General features: G+C 66.1%; 20 protein-coding genes. 8 read left to right on the forward strand and 12 right to left on the reverse strand.

Annotation, left to right across the window (positions count from 1 at the left end):
• Positions 1-71: 71 nt before the first annotated feature.
• Genes QHC78_RS11880 through QHC78_RS11900 form a run of 5 tightly spaced genes read right to left on the reverse strand, consistent with a single transcriptional unit; the run spans position 72 to position 5,302 of the window.
• Positions 72-542, reverse strand: coding sequence for an SRPBCC family protein (locus QHC78_RS11880; protein WP_319744695.1), 471 nt, complete (start codon positions 540-542; stop codon positions 72-74).
• 18 nt (positions 543-560) lie between these two features.
• The gene (locus QHC78_RS11885; protein WP_319744696.1) at positions 561-1,646 is read right to left on the reverse strand and encodes a 2,5-dihydroxypyridine 5,6-dioxygenase NicX family protein; all 1,086 of its coding nucleotides are present in this window, start codon (positions 1,644-1,646) and stop codon (positions 561-563) included.
• Positions 1,643-2,164: a (2Fe-2S)-binding protein gene (locus QHC78_RS11890; RefSeq protein ID WP_319744698.1), complete on the reverse strand. Its 522-nt coding sequence runs from the start codon at positions 2,162-2,164 to the stop codon at positions 1,643-1,645. The genes QHC78_RS11885 and QHC78_RS11890 overlap by 4 nt, the downstream gene beginning before the upstream one ends.
• Positions 2,157-4,430, reverse strand: coding sequence for a xanthine dehydrogenase family protein molybdopterin-binding subunit (locus QHC78_RS11895; protein WP_319744699.1), 2,274 nt, complete (start codon positions 4,428-4,430; stop codon positions 2,157-2,159). Before QHC78_RS11895 ends, QHC78_RS11890 begins: the two co-directional genes overlap by 8 nt.
• Before the next feature lie 2 nt (positions 4,431-4,432).
• Positions 4,433-5,302 (reverse strand): FAD binding domain-containing protein, encoded by an 870-nt coding sequence (locus tag QHC78_RS11900; protein WP_319744701.1) that lies wholly within the window; start codon positions 5,300-5,302, stop codon positions 4,433-4,435.
• 227 nt (positions 5,303-5,529) lie between these two features.
• Between QHC78_RS11900 and QHC78_RS11905 the strand changes: the two genes are divergently transcribed.
• Positions 5,530-6,027: a MarR family winged helix-turn-helix transcriptional regulator gene (locus QHC78_RS11905; protein WP_319744702.1), complete on the forward strand. Its 498-nt coding sequence runs from the start codon at positions 5,530-5,532 to the stop codon at positions 6,025-6,027.
• Between the two features lie 28 nt (positions 6,028-6,055).
• Here the strand turns inward: QHC78_RS11905 and QHC78_RS11910 are convergent, their stop codons facing one another.
• Positions 6,056-7,015 (reverse strand): Bug family tripartite tricarboxylate transporter substrate binding protein, encoded by a 960-nt coding sequence (locus QHC78_RS11910; protein WP_319744703.1) that lies wholly within the window; start codon positions 7,013-7,015, stop codon positions 6,056-6,058.
• Positions 7,016-7,220: 205 nt separating this feature from the next.
• On the opposite strand from QHC78_RS11910, the gene QHC78_RS11915 reads away from it, so the two are divergent.
• A complete protein-coding gene (locus QHC78_RS11915; RefSeq protein ID WP_319744705.1) occupies positions 7,221-7,487 on the forward strand; it encodes a hypothetical protein in 267 nt (88 codons plus the stop codon).
• Here the strand turns inward: QHC78_RS11915 and QHC78_RS11920 are convergent.
• On the reverse strand, positions 7,429-9,237 hold the full coding sequence (locus QHC78_RS11920) for an ABC transporter ATP-binding protein (RefSeq protein ID WP_319744707.1): 1,809 nt from the start codon (positions 9,235-9,237) through the stop codon (positions 7,429-7,431). The genes QHC78_RS11915 and QHC78_RS11920 overlap by 59 nt on opposite strands.
• Before the next feature lie 133 nt (positions 9,238-9,370).
• Positions 9,371-10,396, reverse strand: a complete 1,026-nt coding sequence (locus tag QHC78_RS11925) for a winged helix-turn-helix domain-containing protein (RefSeq protein ID WP_319744708.1) — start codon at positions 10,394-10,396, stop codon at positions 9,371-9,373.
• A gap of 147 nt (positions 10,397-10,543) precedes the next feature.
• Between QHC78_RS11925 and QHC78_RS11930 the strand changes: the two genes are divergently transcribed.
• Entirely contained in the window at positions 10,544-11,449 is a 906-nt protein-coding gene (locus QHC78_RS11930) for a LysR family transcriptional regulator (protein ID WP_319744710.1), read from the forward strand.
• Between the two features lie 52 nt (positions 11,450-11,501).
• Here QHC78_RS11930 and QHC78_RS11935 read toward each other — a convergent pair whose 3' ends face one another.
• Complete coding sequence (locus QHC78_RS11935; protein ID WP_319744711.1) at positions 11,502-11,768, reverse strand: accessory factor UbiK family protein; 267 nt, start codon at positions 11,766-11,768, stop codon at positions 11,502-11,504.
• A gap of 291 nt (positions 11,769-12,059) precedes the next feature.
• Between QHC78_RS11935 and QHC78_RS11940 the strand changes: the two genes are divergently transcribed.
• The 3 genes from QHC78_RS11940 to amt all read left to right on the forward strand — a co-directional run bounded on the left by QHC78_RS11940 (position 12,060) and on the right by amt (position 14,546).
• Positions 12,060-12,791 carry a TorF family putative porin gene (locus tag QHC78_RS11940; RefSeq protein ID WP_319744712.1) on the forward strand — a complete coding sequence of 244 codons (732 nt, stop codon included), beginning with the start codon at positions 12,060-12,062 and terminating at the stop codon, positions 12,789-12,791.
• 66 nt (positions 12,792-12,857) lie between these two features.
• On the forward strand, positions 12,858-13,196 hold the full coding sequence (glnK, locus tag QHC78_RS11945; protein ID WP_319744714.1) for a P-II family nitrogen regulator: 339 nt from the start codon (positions 12,858-12,860) through the stop codon (positions 13,194-13,196).
• A gap of 132 nt (positions 13,197-13,328) precedes the next feature.
• A complete protein-coding gene (amt, locus tag QHC78_RS11950) occupies positions 13,329-14,546 on the forward strand; it encodes an ammonium transporter (RefSeq protein ID WP_413816459.1) in 1,218 nt (405 codons plus the stop codon).
• Between the two features lie 81 nt (positions 14,547-14,627).
• On the opposite strand, the gene QHC78_RS11955 is transcribed toward amt, so the two are convergent.
• The 3 genes from QHC78_RS11955 to leuC are packed head-to-tail and all read right to left on the reverse strand — an operon-like array spanning position 14,628 to position 17,700.
• Positions 14,628-15,638 carry a tripartite tricarboxylate transporter substrate binding protein gene (locus QHC78_RS11955; protein ID WP_319744715.1) on the reverse strand — a complete coding sequence of 337 codons (1,011 nt, stop codon included), beginning with the start codon at positions 15,636-15,638 and terminating at the stop codon, positions 14,628-14,630.
• 29 nt (positions 15,639-15,667) lie between these two features.
• Positions 15,668-16,303 carry a 3-isopropylmalate dehydratase small subunit gene (gene leuD, locus QHC78_RS11960; protein WP_319744717.1) on the reverse strand — a complete coding sequence of 212 codons (636 nt, stop codon included), beginning with the start codon at positions 16,301-16,303 and terminating at the stop codon, positions 15,668-15,670.
• Positions 16,300-17,700 carry a 3-isopropylmalate dehydratase large subunit gene (leuC, locus tag QHC78_RS11965; protein WP_319744718.1) on the reverse strand — a complete coding sequence of 467 codons (1,401 nt, stop codon included), beginning with the start codon at positions 17,698-17,700 and terminating at the stop codon, positions 16,300-16,302. Before leuC ends, leuD begins: the two co-directional genes overlap by 4 nt.
• A gap of 160 nt (positions 17,701-17,860) precedes the next feature.
• Here leuC and QHC78_RS11970 point away from each other — a divergent pair, with 160 nt between their 5' ends.
• Both QHC78_RS11970 and QHC78_RS11975 read left to right on the forward strand, forming a co-directional pair.
• Positions 17,861-18,592 carry a GntR family transcriptional regulator gene (locus QHC78_RS11970; RefSeq protein ID WP_319744720.1) on the forward strand — a complete coding sequence of 244 codons (732 nt, stop codon included), beginning with the start codon at positions 17,861-17,863 and terminating at the stop codon, positions 18,590-18,592.
• A 228-nt stretch (positions 18,593-18,820) separates the two neighbouring features.
• A complete protein-coding gene (locus QHC78_RS11975) occupies positions 18,821-19,603 on the forward strand; it encodes a GntR family transcriptional regulator (protein WP_319744721.1) in 783 nt (260 codons plus the stop codon).
• Positions 19,604-19,711 lie beyond the last annotated feature (108 nt).

Consider the following 19,711-nt stretch of genomic DNA (forward strand, 5'->3'; position numbering starts at 1 on the left):
CGTGTACGAAGAAAATGAAAGGGATTCATGCTGGACCTGTCAGGACGAGGGTTTCAGGGGGACGCCGCGGGCTACGCCTGCGTTGCGGGGGCCGGGGCGTCGGCGGCGGGCGCCAGTAGGGCGCGCAAGTTGGCGAAGAACTGTTCGGCGTACTTGCGGGCGGTGGTATCGATGAGGCGGGCGCCCAGCTGCGCGATTTTTCCCCCGATCTGCATGTCGGCTTCGTAGCGCATGGTGGTTTCCGCCGGGGTGTCGGAGGAGAGATCGATGCGGGCCGAGCCTTTGGCAAAACCCGCTACCCCGCCTATGCCTTCGCCGCTGATGACGTAGCCGGACGGCGCGTTGATCTCCAGCAGATTGACCTTGGCCTTGAACCGCACCTTCATCGGGCCGATCTTGATCTCCACGGTGGCGTCGAAGCTGTCCTCCGCGGTGCGGGTCAGTTCGGTGCAGCCGGGAACGGCCTGGCGCAGCACTTCCGGATCGTTGAGCGCTTTCCATACGGCTTCTTGCGCGGCCGGCAATGTCTGCTCGTCTTGCATGTGCATCTGCGGGTACCTTTAACCAGGGATGTGTGGGGGACGCGCCAATGTCACGCTGTCCGTGATGTTGGGCGGATAAGTCGGCGCCAGCGGCCCGACGGCGTCCACCAGCTCGGGCGGGCCGACGATCAGGCCGTCCTGGATGATGGGCACGCCGTCTATCCAGACGGAATGGCCGGTGAGCACGACGTCGGGATGGTTTTCTCCGCCGCCGGGCAGCCACCAGGGAATACCCAGGCCTATGGCATTGCTGCCCAGCGTGCGCGAGTCCTCGATGAAGCAAGTCCCGGTCAGCATGGCTGCCGGATGCATGCCGTGCGAAAAATGAATGACGCCGCCGTAGCCCTTGCCATTGCCGGCCCGCAGCATGGCGCGCCGGAGCGGGGCCAATGCCGCCGCGTCTCCGGCGACGTCGATTACCTGCCGGTCTATGTACAGTGTGACGGGCGAGCCGAACACGCCATAGGCTTCGTGGAAACCGCGTTCGACCACGATGGTGCCGGCTACCGATTCGATGTCGGGAGCGATGGTCCAGGTTCCCGGAACCACGTACATGCCGGGCTGCGTGACGCGGCGCGGCTTGGCGAATGGCGCCTTGTCGAGCCGGAAGGAAACGTCGGTGCCGGTACGGCTGGTGATGCGGCAGGTTTTGCCGATCGCGGCACGAAGCACTTGGTCGAACACCGCCTGCGCCTGGTAGTAGCGGTCGAAGTCCAGCGCCCCGAAAAGGCGGCAGAAGGCCTTTTCATGAAGGTCGCCGCCCAGCAGGTAGCGCGTCTTGCCCTGCTTCATGGCTTCGTCATGGGCATGCGAGCCCGCCAGGTAGGGAAAGGTCAGGTCTATCCAGCAGTCCGCGGCGAGCATGGCGGCGCGTGCAGGGGCCGGTATGTGCGGATCGGCGAGCTGGCCCTGGAAGGGCAGCTGCGGCATGCGGACGATGGCGGGCTGCGCGTCCAGATCCAGCGCGCCGAGGAAGAGGGCATCGGCCACCTTCATATCGGTGCCGGTGTCGGCCGTGATGAGCACGGTCTCGCCGGGCTTGACGCTCATGTAGTCGAGCAGGCTGCGCACCGCGTGGGGCAGGGTCGGGCGGCGAGGCGTCATGGCCGGCTCCCGGCGCCGGCGGCTTCGCGCAGTTGCCGCGCGGCATCGAGCACCGCGTTGACGATGTTGATGTAGCCCGTGCACCGGCAAAGATTGCCGTCCAGCGCCGCGACCACTTCCTCGGCGGTGGGGTCGGGGTTGTGCTGCAGCAGCTCGGTGGCTACCGCCAAAAAGCCCGGCGTGCAAAAGCCGCATTGCAAGGCATGGTGGCGTTTGAAGGCGGCCTGCAGCGCGTTCAACGCTTGTCCCGAGCCCAGCCCTTCCACGGTGATCAACTCTCGGCCGTCGGCCTGCACCGCGAACATCAGGCAGCTGCGCGCGCTCGCGCCGTCGACCAGCACGGTGCAGGCGCCGCACACGCCGTGCTCGCAGCCGATATGGGTGCCTTTCTGGCTGGCGTGATGCCGCAGGAAATCCGCCAGCAGCAGCCGGCATTCCACGGTCTGGGTCACCTCGCGGCCATTGACGCGTACGCGAACGGTGGCTTGGCCGACCGGTTCGGATCCGGTGTCATGCATGTTGGGTCTCCGGTGCCTGCGCGGCTTCGACCTGGCCGATCAGGCCGGCCAGGGTGGCAGGATCGAGGGGAAGACGCGTGGGGCGGATGCCCAGGTCCGCCAGGGCGTCTGCAATGGCGTTGGCCAGCGCCGGTACCGCGCCTATGGTTCCGCTTTCGCCCACGCCCTTGAAGGTCTTGGCCCCGGCTTCGGTGTGCATGGCCTCCACCACCAGTTTGCGCAGCGTGCTGGCGCGCGGCAGGTGATAGTCCAGCAGGCTCACGCTCAAGGGCGTTCCGTCCCGGGCGTAGCTCACCTGCTCCTGCAGCACTTCGCCGATGCCTTGCACCACTGCGCCGTGGATCTGGCCATCGACCATCATCGGGTTGATCATGCGGCCGCAGTCGTGGATCACCACATAGTCGTCGATGGCGACCTTGCCGGTATCCAGGTCGACTTGAACCGTCACCGCGTGCACGCCGCTCGCGAGGCGGATGCCGGGAATGTCGTGTTGGGCCTCCTCGCTGAAGCCGCCTGCTGGCTGGCCCTCGGCCGCCGCCGCGGCCATGCGGCGCTTGACCGCCTGGGCCGCCTTTTCCACGGCGCCGCCGGCCAGCACCATGCCGCGGCTGGCGAAGGTCCCCGTGCCGCCTGGCGTACGGGCGGTGTCGCCTTCCACGACCGAGATGCGGTCGATCGGAATACCCAGGGTATCGGCGGCGATCTGTGCGAACGCGGTTTGGTGGCCCTGGCCCTGCGAGGCCTGGCTGACGAAGACTTCCACCATGCCGTCGGCCTGCACCGTTACGCGCGCGGCTTCGTGGCCCGGTATGCGCAGCAGCCCCCGCGCCTGGTAGCGGGCGCGGCCCATGCCCGTCTGCTCGGTAATGACGGCCAAACCTATGCCTTTGCGCACTCGGCTCTCGGGGGCCTGGGCTGTTTGTTCCGCGCGGAAGCCCCGGTAATCGATGAGTTCGAGGGCACGGTCCAGGGCCGGCAGGAAGCAGCCCTCCTCGTAGGTCAGACCCAGCACGTTGACGTAGGGAAACTCGGTAACCAGGTTGCGGCGCCGCACCTCGGCGGGGTCCAGCTTCAGGCGGGCCGCGATGCGGTCCATCACGCTTTCCATGACGAAGCAGGCCAGCGGCGCCGCGACGCCGCGATAGGCGCCCGTGCCGCAGGTGTTGCTCAACACGGCCTGGGTCGCATAGCGGAAGTGGCGCAGCCGGTAGGGCCCCGGCATGTTCCGCGGCGCGCCGTTCGCCTCGAGGCTGGAACCGAAGGGAAGCATGGGATAGGCGCCCACGTTCACGGCCACGTCCACGTCCAGGGTCAGCAGCCTGCCTTCATGGTCGAAGCCGGCATCGACCAGGTAGCGATGATCGCGGGCCTGCGAGGTGGTCAGCAGATCGTCGTAGCGGTCCTGCACCCATTTCACGGGCCGGCCCAGCCGCATGGCGGCGGCCGCCACGGCGATCTCGTCCGGGTACACGGTGGTCTTGCCGCCGAAGCCGCCGCCCACGTCCGGCACGATGACCGTGATGGCGGATTCGTCCAGCCCCAGCTGCTCCGCCAGGCAGGTACGCAGGATATGCGGCACCTGGGTGGAAGACCAGAAGCGCAGGCGGCCGGCGTCCGGGTCATAGTGCGCGATGCAGCCGCGCGGCTCCATCGATACGCAGGCAATGCGCCCGCTGCGGAATTCCTCTCGCAGGCGCAGCGGGGCCGCCTCCTGCTCGGCATCGAAGCCGGGTGTCGCGAAACTGCCCCGGAACACCTGGTTGCCGGGAACGTTGTCATGGACCCGCGGCGCATCCTCGGCCAGCGCGTCCTCGAGCCACGCCACTGCAGGCAAGGGATCGAACTGCACATCGACCAGTTCCGCCGCATCCAGCACCTGGTACGGATCCTCGCCCACGCACAGGGCAATGCCGTCGCCGACGAACCGCGCCCGGTCGCTGACCAGCACGTCGCGCGTGGTTTGCACGAAGCCGGGCAGTGCCATGTCCGCCAGGATGGGGCGCACCTGCTCTTCCAGGTCCTTCGCGGTCAATACCGCGACGATGCCCGGCAAGGTCTGGGCGGCGGAAGTGTCGATGCGTGCGATGCGGGCGTGCGGGTGCGGGCTGCGCACGAAGCACGCATGCAAAATCCCCGGAAGGTCGCCGACGTCGTCCAGGAAGCAGGCTTCGCCACGCAGCAGCCGGTCGTCTTCCAGCCGGGGAATCGCGTCGCCGATGCGTGCTGTGCCACCCGGTGCGCGTGGCGGGTCTTGCGATGGCGTCATGGCTACCTTTCAGGGTGAAGGAGGGTGGGCAGCGACTGGCGTACCAGGGCGGCGGCGGCGCGTACCTTGTAGGCCGCCTCCGGTTCGGCCGGGTCGGATCCGCATTGCGCCAGATCGTCGGCCAGCCATCGGGCGATCTGGGCGGGGGCCGGCGCCGCGGTCGAGGACAGGCCCTGCTCGAGCGTGGACAGGCGGATAGCCACGCTGTCGAAGCCAAGTGCGCCGGCGGCGACGTCGGTCCAGCCGGACGTTGCAGACGCTGGGGGCGTAGCGGCCAGCGCGATGGCCACCGCCGCGGCGCCGGCTGCGTGGTCGCTCACCTTCCGGTAGGCATAGCGGCGCCCTGGCTTGCACTGAATCGAGAAGGCGAACAAGAGTTCATCGGGTTCCAGCGCCGTGGTGAATTCCGCGATGAAGAACTCGTGGGCCGGTACGGTGCGGATGCCGGACGGCCCCAGGGCTTCGAGCTCGGCGTCCAGGCAAAGCGCGGCGCAGACCAAATCGGCGGCCGGGTAGCAATTGGCCAGCATGCCGCCCACTGTGCCCCGGTTGCGCACCGGCACCGGGCCCGCGTTCTCCAGGGCCATGGTGACCAGCGGACACATGGCGCGTACGCCGGCATCCAGTTCTACCGTCCGTTGCCGAGTCATGGCACCGATCCGCAGGCGATCGGCCTCGCGGTCGATGAAGGCCAGTTCGGCGCAGGCGCCCAGGTCGATCAATACCTCGGGCCGCGCGATACGGAAATTCATCATGGGCACGAGGCTCTGCCCGCCCGCCAGCAACCGCGCCATATCGGCGTGGCGCTGCAGGAGCGCGACCGCTTCCTGCGCGCTGGCAGGCCGGACGTATTGGAACGGCGCGGGCTTCATATCACCACCATGGACATTGGGTTCGAGGTTGCACGCCGCCATCGCTCGGCACCGGCGGGCACGCAACTGCCTTGCGGAAATAATACAATGTATACGTTCGATTTTTATAAGAGTTTTCCCTAAAAATATGGGAATGTGTCGATGTATACACTCGAATTTGGCGTGCTTATAATCCCTGGCTGGGAGTCGTCCCATGCAGCGACGCCCGTGGAGGACGGCCCAAGAACATGACCACAGAATTCGATTTCACGAAGCAGGTGGGACACCTGCTGCGGAAAGCCGTACAGAAAAACCAGGCGATCTACAGCCGGCTATGCGTCGATCCGCGCATGACGTCGGTGCAGTTCGCCGTGATGTACGTGCTGGAGAAGCACGGCCCGTGCTCGCTCGCCCTGATCGGCCGCAAGGCCGACATCGACGCCGCCACCACGCGCGACGTCGTCAAGCGGCTGGAGATGCGCGGCCTGGTCGCCATACAGCAAGACCCCAGCGACCGCCGCAAGTCCTTCGTGTCGCTCGAGCCGGCGGGCATGGAGATGGTCAACGCCATGCGCCCGCGGTCGCAGCAGGTAGCCGAACTCACCATGGAAGGGCTGACCCCGGCCGAGCAAGTCGCGCTGGTGTACTTGCTCGAGAAAATCACCGCCACGCCCGCTCCCCGGGAGCTGAACGCCGATGGCGATCCGGGGGACGAGGCGGACGAATCGCTCCGCAGCGTCGCCTGAGCGGAATGCGCCTCGCGGCCCCGCCGCGCTATTGCACCGTGATGTTGTTCGACACGATCACTTCGCCCCAGACCCGCGCCTGCTTGTCCATGAACTCGGCCAGTTCGGCCGGCGTGCTGCCTACCGGCTTGACGTCGATCCGGGCAAGGTCCGCCTTCAAGGTCTCGTCCTTGAGCACGGTCTGGAGCGCCCGCGCGAACCGCTCGGTGGCGGCGGCCGGCGTGTTGGGCGGGGCCAGGAAGGCGAACCAGTTACCTGTCGGTTCGAGCTTGGGATAGAACTCGTTCATCGAGGGCACATCCGGCAGCACCGGATTGCGTTCCCGGCTGGTGATCGCCAGCGGGATAAGCTTGCCGGCCTTGATGTGTTCCATGGTCGAGGTCAGCCCCGTCGTCATCGAGTCCACCTGCGAGCCGAGCAAAGCGTTCAGCGCCGGTGCCGCGCCCAGGAAGGGCACGTGCAGGATATCGGTACCGGCTTCGCCGTTCAGTGCGGCCAGCAAAAGATGGGACGCCGTCCCTACGCCCATCGACCCATAGGAGAGGCGGCCCGGATTCTTCTTGGCGTAGTCGATGTATTGCTGGAAAGTGCGCACCGGAAAGGATGCCGGCACGAACAGTACGAAGGGGCTGGTAGCCACCAGCGAGACCGGCGCGAACGACGTATGGTCGAAGCCGATCTTCGGATAGAGATGCTTGTTCACCACCAGCGTGGCCGGAGCGGTGTAGAGCAGGGTCAAGCCATCGGGCTCGGACCGCATCACGTGCTGGGCGCCCACGTTACCGGCCGCGCCGACCCGGTTCTCCACTATCACTGGCTGCCCCAGCTGGCGCGACAGCAGCGGTGCCAGCCTGCGTGCCGTATTGTCCAGCGTGGCGCCCGCCGGGAAGGGCACGACGATGCGTATCGGGTGCCCGGTATCCTGCGCCGCGGCAGTGAACGCGGCAAACGACAGGGCCACGCCGACAAAGAAGGTGAGAATCTTCATGAACGCCTCCGTCCGGATGGCAGGGGGAAGACCGGCAGCAGCACCTGTCCGTAAAATGCGAAACAAAGTTTCGCATATCGGAAGTCATCATAAGCACCGCGATGGCGCCCGTCAATAAAAGGCGATGACCGCCTGTTGCACCCCGTTGCGGTTTGCCCGCCGATTGTTGGGAATACTCAAGGCGAACCCAAACCAGGAGAACATCATGGCGACGAACGGCAACGTGGAAAAGGCAAAGGACGTGCTGGAAGAAGGCGCGAACACGGTCGAGCAAGCCGCTCACGCCACGGCGGACAAGGTGTCCAGCGCCGCACATCGCGCGAAGGATGTTGCGTCGGATGCCCTGGAGCAGGGCAGCGACGCGCTGGAGAACGCGCTGCTATGCGCGAAGGACGTGATCCGGCAGCACCCGATTACGTCGGTGGCAGTGGTGGCGGCGGTGGCGTATTTGTGGGGGCGGATACGGGGGTGAGGGGGTCGCCATGCATGCGCCGCGCCAGCACCTCGTCGCGCGGGCCCGCATCGACCACCCTGCCGGCCTCCATCACCACGACCGTATCGAACCGCGCCAGCAGGCTCAGCCTGTGCACCGAAGCCACGATGCAGGCCGACGGGAAGGCGGCGACCATGCGGTCGAACACGCGGCCCTCGGCTTGCGGGTCCAGCGCGCTGGTCGGTTCGTCCAGCAGCAGTAGCGAACTTCCCCGCGCCGCCAGCGCACCCCGGGACAATGCAAGCCGCTGCCGCTGGCCGCCGGAGAGGTTGCCGCCGCGCTCGTTGAGCGGGCTGGCCAGGCCTTCGGGCATGCGCTGCAGAACTTCGTCGAACACGCCCGCATGGACGGCGGACTGCAGCGCCGCTGCATCGGCCGATTCGCCGAAGGTGAGGTTTTCTTCCACACTGGCCTCGAACACCTCGGCCTCCTGAGGGATCAGCGTGGCCAGGGTGCGTAGCTCGGTCCAGTCCACCACCGCGCCATCGCGCAACAGCTCACCTTGCTGCGGAGGATAGAGCCCGGCCAGCATGCGCAGCAGCGTGCTCTTGCCGCCTCCGCTGGGACCGATGAGCGCCACGCGCGCGCCCCGGTGCAGTATCAGGTCGATGCCATGCAGGCCGCCGCGCGCGTCGTCGGCGTAGCGCCAGGTGGCGCCGCGCAGTTCCAGTGTCTGCCAAGGCGCATCCGGAACCACGGCCGGCACCGCGGCATCGGGATCGCTGGGGGCTTCCCAGATCGGCTCGGCACTGGTGTAGTCGGTATGCATGCGCGCGAAGCTCTGGAAGTTCGTCGCCATCGCGCCGACCACCGTGGCAGCCTGCTGCGCGTACTGGTAGATCATGAATACGGTGCCCAGCATCACGGCCTGCCCGGGCTGGCGCGATTGCAGCACGTAGACCACCACCAGGATCCAGGTCAGCCCCATGCCGAGCAGGTCCACCGTAAACCACTTGCCTTCGTTGACCATGACCGCGCGCCGTAGCGGCGCCATCACCGCTTCCATGCGGCGGCCGAGCACCTTGCGCGAAGCGGCCTGCAACCGCAGGCCTATCACGGTGCCGGCATTGCCGACGAAATCGAGCAGCGCAGCGGCATAGCGGCGCTCCGCGTCGTTCTCGGCGCGGGCCAGCTGCATCAACGCACGGTCGAAGCGCAAGATGATGAGGGCGATGATCACGTAGCCCGTTATGGCGATCGTGCCGCTGGTGCGTGAGAGCAGGGCCAGCGCGACCAGGGGCCCGACGAAATTGAAAGCACTTTGCAGATACCCGAACTGGTTCTGGGCGAATTCCGATAGCGCACGGCTGGACTGCATCACGCGGTGCTGCAATTCGCCCGAGTGCCGGCCGTCGCGCCACGCCAGCGGTGCCGCGGCGATACGGCCATAGAGCTGGTCCGCCAAGCGCTCGCGTACCCGCACGCCCACGTTGCGTTCCAGCACCCGGCCCGGACCATGGAGCAGCCATGAGAGTAAATAGACGCCGACGAGGTAGACGATCCAGCGGCCGGCATTGGCCAGGCTGCCCTGCTGTAGCGCGTTGATTGCGTGGGAGGCCAGCCACGGCATGGTCAGGCGCAGCAGCTGCGCCGCCGACAGCAGGCCGGCGGCGCCGAGCATGTGGGCACGCACGCCTGCAGCGTGGCGCCAGAGTGCGCGGTACAGGTCGCGCGCGGCGCTGCTCAGGCCGATGGCGGGTGGACGGGACGGGGACTCTGACTTCGGCATGCGGGCATCACTCCTCGGCGCGGTCGCAGCACGTCGGCCGCGGCAGGCGCGGACGCGCAAAGCCCTCTATTTTTCACTATTCGTCGCCGCCCCGCAGCGTATCGTCGATCAGGTGTTGCTGGGGCGCCAGGACTCATTCGCGTGACCACCTTTCCGCCGTCCCGGGCGTCAACATTTCCGTGAACTGATAGCCCAGCCCCCGCCGGGAGGTAATAGGAAGCTCGATGCCCACTGCGGCGCACTTGGTGCGTAGCCGGCTGACGATCACGGATACAAGCGTCCGGGTCTGGAAAGGGACGTCGGGCTCGGCCGATTCGATGGCGTCATGTGTAATCAGGCCATTCGGCGCCTGGGAAAACCAGAGCAGCAACGTTCTTTCGGCCCGTGTCAGGTGCACGGTCTTCCCCTTGGGCGGCACCAGGGAAAAGCCTTGGTCAGCCAGGATCCACCGCGATGGTTTTTCTCCTTCTCCCCCTTTTTTTCTTTCTTCATCGGGCGCGGCGGCAGGCCGTGTTTCCCGCGGGACCGCCGTCTCCGCTTGGAACGGATTTTCGGGCCGACCCAGGCTTTGCGTGCCGGGCGACGGCGGTGGAGCGAACCAGGCCGGTACCGGGGGTGTGGTCCGCTGCGACTGCTGCACTTCTTCCAACAGCCGCGCGTAGAGTGCTTCGTTCTGCTCCCGCTTCGGAGACCAGCCGGACAGGCTTCCGGGCGTACTCAAAGGCCAGTCGTTTTCCGGTTCGCGATGGTCGTCGAACGGCGAGCGGTGATGCCATTGGGATGCGCCCGCGATGAATGTGTCCGCGACGTCGACGGCCGTGGCCTGGGCGGGGATATACAGATTGACGGGCCAGGTTTTCAGCACGTCCGCGACGCCTGGACGGTCATCCACGAGCGCCGCAATGAAAGCGGGCTGCAGCGCGCGTATGGTATGGGTCCATTGCCATAGCGGATGCGTGTTTTCTACGGAGCAGTCGAACAGGTAGGCGGCGGGCACGTTGTCGGGGCTGCGTCGCAGCTCCTTCGGGTCGGTGCACAGCCGGCATGCCATGGTCTTCGTGCTCAGCGCCTCGTGCACCGCAAGCAGGTAGCCCATCCTGGACGTTTCTTGAAGCAGGAGGGTAAATAGAATCCGGGTATTGGCGCGCAGGGTATCCATATGTGCTCCGGGCTTGGAACCGGAGCGTCGTTTGACCTCGCGGCGACAACCCTTAAAGTTTCATTGCAGTTCCTCGGTAAGAAAGTCTAGGTTTCGTAAGTTAGATAAAAAAGCGGTAATTTTCGTGCAAATTAATCATATTTTTCGATGAATACGCTCACGTTAAGAACAACCCTGGAGCAGTGGCGCATCCTGCAAGCCATCGTGGATCATGGCGGGTATGCCCAGGCTGCTCAGGCCTTGCACCGAAGCCAGTCTTCGCTGAGCTACATGGTGGCCAAGCTCCAGGAACAAGTGGGCGTGGAGATCCTGGCGATCGAGGGGCGCAAGGCAAGACTGACGGAAAAGGGCAAGGTGCTGCTGGAAGAGGCAATCGGCCTGTTGAACGAAGCCCGCCAGCTGGAGTTGCTGGCGCAGAGCCTGGGCAAGGGGCGCGAACCGGAGATCCGGCTGGTCGTCGACATGGCGTTTCCTACGCCGCTGTTGTTGCGCGCCTTGACGCGTTTCATGGAAGCGGCCGAGCAGACGCGGGTGCAGCTATCGGAGGTGGTGCTGTCGGGCGCCGACGAGGCGCTGGTCAAGGGGAGGGCGGACATCGTGGTGGGCACTCGGGTGCCTACGGGCTTCCTGGGGGACCTGATCCTCGATATCGAGTTCGTCGCGGTGGCCGCTCCGCATCATCCGCTCCATGGCTTGAGCTGGTCCCTCACCACCGAAGACCTGAAAAAGCATATGCAGGTAGTCATCCGCGATTCCGGCACGGTCAGCCCGCGCGACGATGGCTGGCTCGGCGCGCCGCGGAGATGGACGGTGACGGGGATGGAAACGTCGCTGCAGATGGTGTGTACGGGGCTGGGGTATGCGTGGTTGCCCCGCCATCTGGTGGCAACGGAACTGGCGGCCGGCCATTTGCTGGAGCTGCCGCTGGACAAGGGCGGCACGCGCCGCGTGCCGCTCTACCTGATGTTCGGCAATCCTTCCGACGTGGGACCCGCCGCGCGGCACATGGCCAATCTGCTGACGGAAGTGGCCGCGGATTTCGAGCCCGGATGATGCTGCCCGCGGCCGGAGCGGAACAGCCATGCCCCGTCTCGGGGCATGGGCCTTAAGGTTGCGACGATCGATTTTCCAGGGCAATCAGCCGGGCTTCGAGTGCCTGGACCTGCGCTTCCAGCGCATCGACCTTTGCGCGCGTGCGCGCCAGCAGCTCGGTCTGGATATCGAATTCTTCCCGGGTAATCAGGTCCAGGCGGGTGAAGGTCTGGCCCAGAAATCCCTTGACGTTGCGCTCGATGTCGGCCGCCGGGCTGCGGGCGATGAGGTCGGAGATGTTCTTCTGCAAGTCTTCGAACCAGTCGGTGCGATGGATCATGATGCGCTTCCTCTCATGCGGGCTGACGACCTCCAGTGTAGTCCGGCCCGGCCCCGAGCGGGTGTGCAACATAATGGTGCGGCTTGTTCGCTTCTTCGGTCACGAGCGCACCAGATTGGTTCCTTCTGTGGCCAGGCATGGTGCGCTCCGTGGGCGGCGCAAGCTGGCACGGGAAATGCTCGGTAACAGTCAGGGCCGCCATCTGCGGCGGCTTTTTCCTGCGTTCACGCCGGTTGCGCCACCCACGCACCTGCACCGCTTGGCTGATAACCCCGCTTCGGAGCGACATAGATGAAGAAGAGACTGCTTGCGATAGCCCTGGCCATGGGCACCCTGGGCGCGACCTCGGCCGCCTTTGCGGCCGAGCCCGAACCCGATTTCACGTTCACCGGTAACGCCGGTCTCTTCAGCGACTATCGATTCCGCGGATTCAGCCAGACCAACTTGAAGCCGGCATTCCAGGGCGGCTTCGATTTTGCCCACAAGTCGGGCTTCTACCTGGGCAACTGGAACTCGAATGTCGCCAGCGAGCTGTACAGCGGCGGCAATATTGAAATGGACTTCTATGGGGGCTACAAGTTCGAATACGAGGGCCTGAAGTTCGACGTCGGGGGCCTTTACTACTACTACCCCGGCTCCGATCTGAACGGTAGCACCATCGACAACTTCGAGTTGTACGGCGCGGTGGGCTGGGGGCCGTTTACGCTGAAGTATTCGCACGGCATGACCGATTTCTTCAATACCCCCGACAGCAAGAACAACTACTACCTGGATCTGGGCGCTGCGTTCGACCTGGGTAACGGCTGGGGCGCCAACGCGCACGTCGGCTACCAGAAGCTGAAGAACGACCCCGCCGGCCTAAGCCACTACGTCGACTACAAGGCCGGCGTGACCAAGGACCTGAACGGCTGGATGCTGGGCCTGTCCTTGGTCGGGACGAGCGAGAAGGACTGGGTTATCACCAACAAGGGCAAGAATGCCGGCCGCTTCGGCGCGGTGCTTAGCCTGAGCAAAGCGTTCTGACCCCGGCGGCGGCCGCCAGGCCGCTTTCCGGTCAGCCATTCGATTCATCAACATGTGGGGTTCGTCATGAAACTCATCACTGCAATCATCAAGCCGTTCAAGCTTGACGAGGTGCGCGAAGCCCTCTCCGGTATCGGGGTCCAGGGCATCACGGTCACCGAGATCAAGGGCTTCGGCCGCCAGAAAGGCCACACGGAACTCTACAGGGGCGCCGAATACGTGGTCGATTTTCTGCCCAAGGTCAAGATCGAGATCGCGCTGGAAGACGACCTGGTCGATCGTGCGGTCGAGGCGATCGAGAATTCCGCGCGCACCGGCAAGATCGGGGACGGGAAGATCTTCGTGTTCCCGCTCGAGCAAGTCATTCGTATTCGTACCGGGGAAACCGGCAAGGACGCCCTCTGATAGGACGATTCAAAAATGAAAACAATGCATTCTTCTTTGGTCAAGGCACTCGGGGCGGGTCTGGCGCTGGTGCTGGCACTGTTTGCCGGCCCCGCGCTGGCGGAGGAAGCTCCCACGCTGGTGGGGGCCGATATGGCTTGGCTGAGCACTTCCACCATCCTCGTTTTGCTGATGGTGGTACCGGGCCTGGCGCTGTTCTACGGCGGCCTGGTCCGTAGCAAGAACATGCTGTCTGTGCTGATGCAGGTCCTGGTGACGTTTTCGCTCATCATCGTCCTGTGGTTCATCTATGGCTATTCGCTGGCTTTCACCAGCGGCAACGCCTTCTTCGGCGGGCTGGACCGGCTGTTCCTGAAAGGCCTGTTCGATGCGGAAACCGGAACCTTCCCGCTGTCCGGCACGGTGCCTGAACTGAGCTTCGCCGCGTTCCAGGCGACGTTCGCCGGCATCACGTGCGCCCTGATCGTCGGCGCCTTCGCCGAGCGCGCGCGTTTCTCTGCCGTGCTGCTGTTCATGGTCCTGTGGTTCACGTTTGCCTATATTCCCATCGCGCACATGGTCTGGTTCGGCGGCGATACCCAGGGCTTCCTGTTCGCGCGCGGGGCGCTCGACTTCGCGGGCGGCACCGTGGTCCACATCAACGCTGGCGTGGCCGGCCTGGTGGGCGCCTACGTGATCGGCAAGCGCATCGGCTTCGGCAAGGAAGCCCTGTCGCCCCACAACCTGCCCATGACCATGATCGGTGCGTCGCTGCTGTGGGTGGGCTGGTTCGGTTTCAACGCCGGTTCGGCGCTGTCGGCCAACAACGTGGCGGCGCTGGCCTTCATGAATACGCTGGTCGCGACCGCCGCCGCGGTGCTGGGCTGGGTGTTCACCGAATGGGCCGTCAAGGGCCGTCCCTCCATGCTGGGCGGTGCTTCCGGCGCGGTCGCCGGCCTGGTGGGCGTTACGCCGGCTGCCGGCGTGGTCGGTCCGGTGGGCGCGCTCGTCATCGGCCTGGCCGCTGGCGTGATCTGCGTCTGGGGCGTGAATGGCCTGAAGCGCCTGCTCAAGGCCGACGACTCGCTGGACGTCTTCGGCGTCCACGGCGTGGGCGGTATCGTCGGTGCGCTGCTGACCGGTATCTTCAACGCCAAGGTGCTGGGCGGCCCGGGCGTGGAAGGCGTGACCATCATGGGCCAGCTGTGGGTGCAGATCGAAGCGGTGATCATCACCATCGTCTGGACCACCATCGTCGCGCTGATCTCCTACAAGATCGCTGATGCGCTGCTGGGCTTGCGTGTTTCCGAAGAGGAAGAGCGCGAAGGCCTGGACATCACGACCCACGGAGAAAGCGCCTACCACTCGTAATCGGTAGACGCCTGTCGCTGGAAAAGAAAACCGCCGTGCCGGCAAAGGCATGGCGGTTTTTTCATGGGCCGGCGCGCGGGGTCAATCCATCATTCTTACGCCGGCCGCTTTCACGATGCTGCGATTTTCCGCGATCTCGGCACGGATGAAGGCATCGAATTCCGCCGGCGTGGAAGCGACGATGTCGGTGCCCCAGGTGCTGAGCTGGCGCACGACTTCCGGCCGCTTGATGGCGGCGACGAGGTCGGTCGATAGCTTTTGCACGATGGGCGCGGGTACGCCGGCTGGCGCCACGAAGCCGAGGATGCTTTCGGACGCGTAGCCGGGAACGGTTTCTCCCACGGTGGGGAAGTCCGGGTGGGCGGGGCTGCGCTTGGCATTGGTGATGGCCAGCAGGCGCAGCTTGCCGGCCTGGATGTGCGGCAGGGCGGATTCCAGCAGCACGAAGCCCAGGCGGATGCGGCCGGGCAGGAGGTCGTTGTAGGCAGGCGCGCTGCCGTTGTAGGGAACATGGACCAGGTCCACGTTGGTCTTGACCTTCAGCATCTCGCCGGCCAGGTGGGTGGCGGTGCCGACGCCCAGCGACGCATACTCCAGCGCGCCGGGCTGGGCCCGCGCCAGGCGGACCAGCCCCGCCACGTCCTGCGCCGGGAAGGCGGGATGCGCGACCAGCGCGATCACGGCCGACCCGATCTGGGTCAGGGCCGTGAAATCCTTGAGCGTGTCGTACGGCAGGTTGCTGCGGATGGCGGGATTGATGGTGTGCGAGCTGATGACCATGCCCAGCGTGTAGCCGTCCGGCTCGGCCCGTGCGACGGCCTGCGTGCCGACGATGGCGCCCGCGCCCGCGCGGTTTTCCACCACGACGCTCTGGCCCCAGGCTTCGCCCAGCTTTTGCGCGATCAGACGTGCGGTGCCGTCGGTGGCGCCGCCGGGGGGCATGGGCACGATGACCCGTACCGGCCGCCGGGGATAATCCGCGGCGGGTTGGGCGGCGCCCGCCGGAACGGGCAGGAGGGCGCCGGCGGCAAGCGCGGCGGCGCCGGTCAGCCAGGTGCGGCGGCCGGCATTGAAGGGGGAAGAAAGATCCATTTTTGCTCCTTTGGCAGGGTTGTCTGGTGTTATGAGTGGGTGGGGTGGCCGACGCGATAGATCCACGGCCGCCGTGTGGCATCGCGCGCCTGGAAAGCGTCGATCAGCTCGCTGCGCCGGAGGGTTTGCGCGATAGCGTCCAGTCCTTCCAGCAGTGCTTCGCGCCGCAGCGCGGCGATCTCGAAAGCCAGGGGCCGGCCGTCCGGCCCCGCGACCATGCATTGTTCAAGGTCCACCGTGAGCGGTTGCGCCGGGTCGTTTCGCACCTGCGCAGCCAGCCGTTCGACTTCGGCGCGCGGCAACCGCACCGGCAGCAAGCCGTTCTGGAAACAGTTGCCGTAGAAAATGTCGCCGAAACCGGGAGCGATCACGCAGCGCACGCCCATGGCCATCAGCGCCCATACCGCGCCTTCGCGCGAGCTGCCGCAGCCGAAATTGGCGCCGGCCAGCAGGATCCGCGCGTCGCGGTATGGAGCCTGGTTCAGCACGAAGTCCGGGTCTTCGGAGCCGTCGGCACGGTAGCGCAACGACTCGAAGCAGTAGCGGCCCAGTTCTTGGCGCGGCACGCCGCTGAACAGCGGTTCCACGCGAATGATGAGATCGGTGTCGATGTTGTCGCGCATCAGGGGCGCGGCATTCGATTGCAGGCGGGTGAAAGGCGTCATGCTGGTTCCTGGAGCGAGCGCACGTCGCAGATGGTCCCGGTGATCGCGGCCGCTGCCGCCATTGCGGGACTGGCCAAGTGGGTGCGGGCCAGCGGGCCCTGGCGCCCTGCGAAATTGCGGTTGGAGGTGGACACCGCGCGCAGCCGGGGGCCGACGGTCTCGCCGTTGGCCGCCACGCACATGGAGCAGCCGGGTTCGCGCCACTGGAAGCCGGCGTCCCGGAAAATGTGGTCCAGTCCTTCCGCCTCGGCCGCGCGCTTGACGCCTTCCGATCCAGGTACGACCCAGGCCTGCACGTGCCGCGCCACTTTGCGGCCACGCGCGACGGCCGCGGCGGCGCGCAGGTCGGACAGCCGCGAGTTCGTGCACGAGCCGATGAATACCCAATCGATAGGGGTCCCGGCGATGGGCTGGCCCGGCTCGAGCCCCATGTAGTCCAGCGCGGCCCGGGCGGCTTGCTGCCGGTCGCCGTCCAGCTGCGCCGGGTCCGGGATGGCGGCATCGACGCCGATCACCTGTTCCGGGCTGGTTCCCCAGGTAATCTGGGGCACGACGAGGCCGGCGTCGATCACCACTTCGCGGTCGAAGGCCGCGTCGGTATCGCTGTACAGCGTGCGCCAGTGGTCCACCGCGGCATCCCAGTCGCGCCCCGCGGGCGCATAAGGGCGTCCGCGCACGTAGGCCAGGGTTTTTTCGTCGGGCGCGACCAGCCCGAACTTGGCCCCCAGTTCGATCGACAGGTTGCACAGTGTCAACCGGGCCTCGACGTCCAGCGCCCGGATAGCTTCTCCGGCGTACTCCACCGCGTAGCCCGTGCCGCCCGAGGCGCCGATGACGCCGACGGTGTGCAGGATCAGGTCCTTGGCCGTGACACCAGGCGCCGCCTGGCCGTCGAAGCGGATGCGCAGGGTGCGCGGCCGTTGCTGGACCAGCGTTTGCGTCGCCCCGATATGCACGAACTCGCTTGCGCCTATGCCGAAGCCGAGCGCGCCCAGCCCGCCGTGGGTACAGCTATGGCTGTCGGCGCACACCACGAGAGCGCCCGGCAGGGTCAGTCCCAGCTCGGGGCCGATCACGTGCAGGATGCCTTGCGACCCGCTGCCCATATCGAACAGGCGTATGCCGCGGGCCGCCGCTTCCTGGCGCAGGTTGCCCACCAGCCGGATGCTGTTGGCGTTGAGGTCGCCCCGTCCGGGCGTGGTGGATACCGAGTGGTCCGGCGAGGCGAAGGCCAGTTCCGGGTTGCGCATGGCCAGCCCGCGCCGCCGCATCTCCATCAGTGCCTTGCTGCCGGCGTCGGTAATGAAATGACGATCGACGTGCAGCAGCGCGAAGCCGTCGCCCAAATCGGCCACGACGTGTTCGTCCCAGATCTTGTCGAAGAGCGTGCGCCCCATGGATGCTCCTTGCTACGCCGGGTCGGCCGACCCTGCCGGCGGCAGATTGTATATTCATTATTACAACATAACAATTAACCGCGGCAGTCCGGCGGCGCAACGGCGCCGGCCCGGCTGGTGCCATGCCACAATGGCGTCTTCCGCGGTATCCCGTCGCCCCATGCAGAAACTCAGCCGCACACTCGGAACCCCGCTGCACCACCAGATCTCCGCCGTGATCAAGGACGGCATTGCCACCGGCCGCTACCAGCCGGGCCAACGCCTGCCTACCGAGGACGCGCTGTGCCGCCTGTTCTCTGTCTCGCGCATTACCGTGCGCCGCGCCATGCAAGGACTGGAGGAACAGGGGCTGATCGACCGGCGCCAAGGCGACGGCACCTTCGTTGCGCAGTCGGCGTCGGTGGTATCGCTGCAAACGCCGTTGGCCGGCTATATGAAGCAGGTGGCCGAAAGCCGGGCGCTGAGCCAACCGCGCCTGGAATCCTTCGAGGAGGCCGAGCCGCCGCCCTACGTGCGGTCGGCGCTGTCCCTGGCGGCGGGCGAGCGGGTGATGAAGCTGGTGCGCCTGCGGGTGCGCGGAAACCTGCCCATCCTGCATAGCACCGCCTGGCTGCCCCTGGACGTGGGCACGCGATTCGAGCCGGCCGACATTTCCCGCTACGCGTTGAGCGAATTGATGGCGCGCGCCGGTTTTCCGTATTCCCGCATCGAAGCGACGGCCGCGGCCTCGCTGGCCGATCCGCTCATTGCCCGCAGCCTGCAAGTGCCCATCGGCGCGGCGCTGGTGGACGTGCACCGCGTGGCTTTCGACAAGCACGAACGCCCGGTGGAATACCAGAACGTCCTGGGGCCGCCGGACCGCTACCAGATGCGCGTCACTATCGCGGGGTGACGCCGCGAGCGGCCCGTGCCCGGGCTGTACACATGGCTCCATGTTTTCCCTAGGCCGGCCCAAAAGGTCTTGTTATAGGGCAGGGCCTTTGTATACAGTCTGTATCCAACAAGCTGCCACGCAGTCGATGGAGACAATGAGTACCCCCCGCCGCTTCCGCCGCGTCGCCGGCACCCCGCATGGCCCGCGCCGCGCCGGCCCCGTTTCTTTTTCCGCAGGGCATCGTCCATGATCGCGCGGGCACCCGCCCTCGTGCGCGCGGAGGGCAAGACCAAATCGGGTGGCGCGCAGACCACCGCCGCCGAACTGGGCTTGCGCGAACTCATTCTTTCCGGCGAATTGGCCCCGGGCGCGCGCCTGTCCGAACCCAGCGTGGCCGAGCGGCTGGGCATTTCGCGCACGCCCATACGTGCGGCCATGGCCCGCCTGGAAGACGAAGGACTGCTGGAGCTGATCCCGTCGGGTGGCTATGCAGTCAAGGCCTTCACCGAAACCGAGATCCGCGACTCCATCGAAGTCCGCGGCACGATGGAAGGCTTGGCGGCGCGCATGGCGGCCGAGCGCGGGGTGGCGCCGGCGGACCTGGACGCGATGCGGGACTGCCTGACCGACATCGACAAGACCCTCAAGGGGGCGGAGAAGGGCGTGGCCGACCTGTCGCGCTATGTCGAGTTGAATCGCCAGTTCCATCAAATGCTGCGCTATCTGCCCGGCAGCTCCGTGCTCGAGCGCCAGATCGAACGTGCCAGCAATCTTCCTTTTGCCTCGCCTAACGGCTTCCTTCAGGCCCAGGCCGATGACGACGAGGCGTGGCTCAGCCTGATCGTCGCCCAGGACCAGCACTGGATGGTGCTGGCCGCCATCGAGAACCGCGAAGGGGCACGTGCCGAGGCGATCATGCGCGAACACGCGCGCATCGCCTTCCGCAACATGCAGTCGGTGCTGCGCAACCAGCACATGTTCGAACAGATACCGGGCGCCCGCCTGATACGGCGGCGCATTCCGCGCTGACGTTCCGGGACCCGGATTACCCTGGAGTTGTACCTTCCGCCGCTTACAAACTGATACGCTATGCGGCGTCGCAGGCGGTTTTCGATTCTTAAACGATTCACGTCGAGT

It is taken from the genome of Pigmentiphaga sp. (assembly GCF_033795525.1).
In the GTDB taxonomy this organism is placed as follows: domain Bacteria; phylum Pseudomonadota; class Gammaproteobacteria; order Burkholderiales; family Burkholderiaceae_B; genus Pigmentiphaga.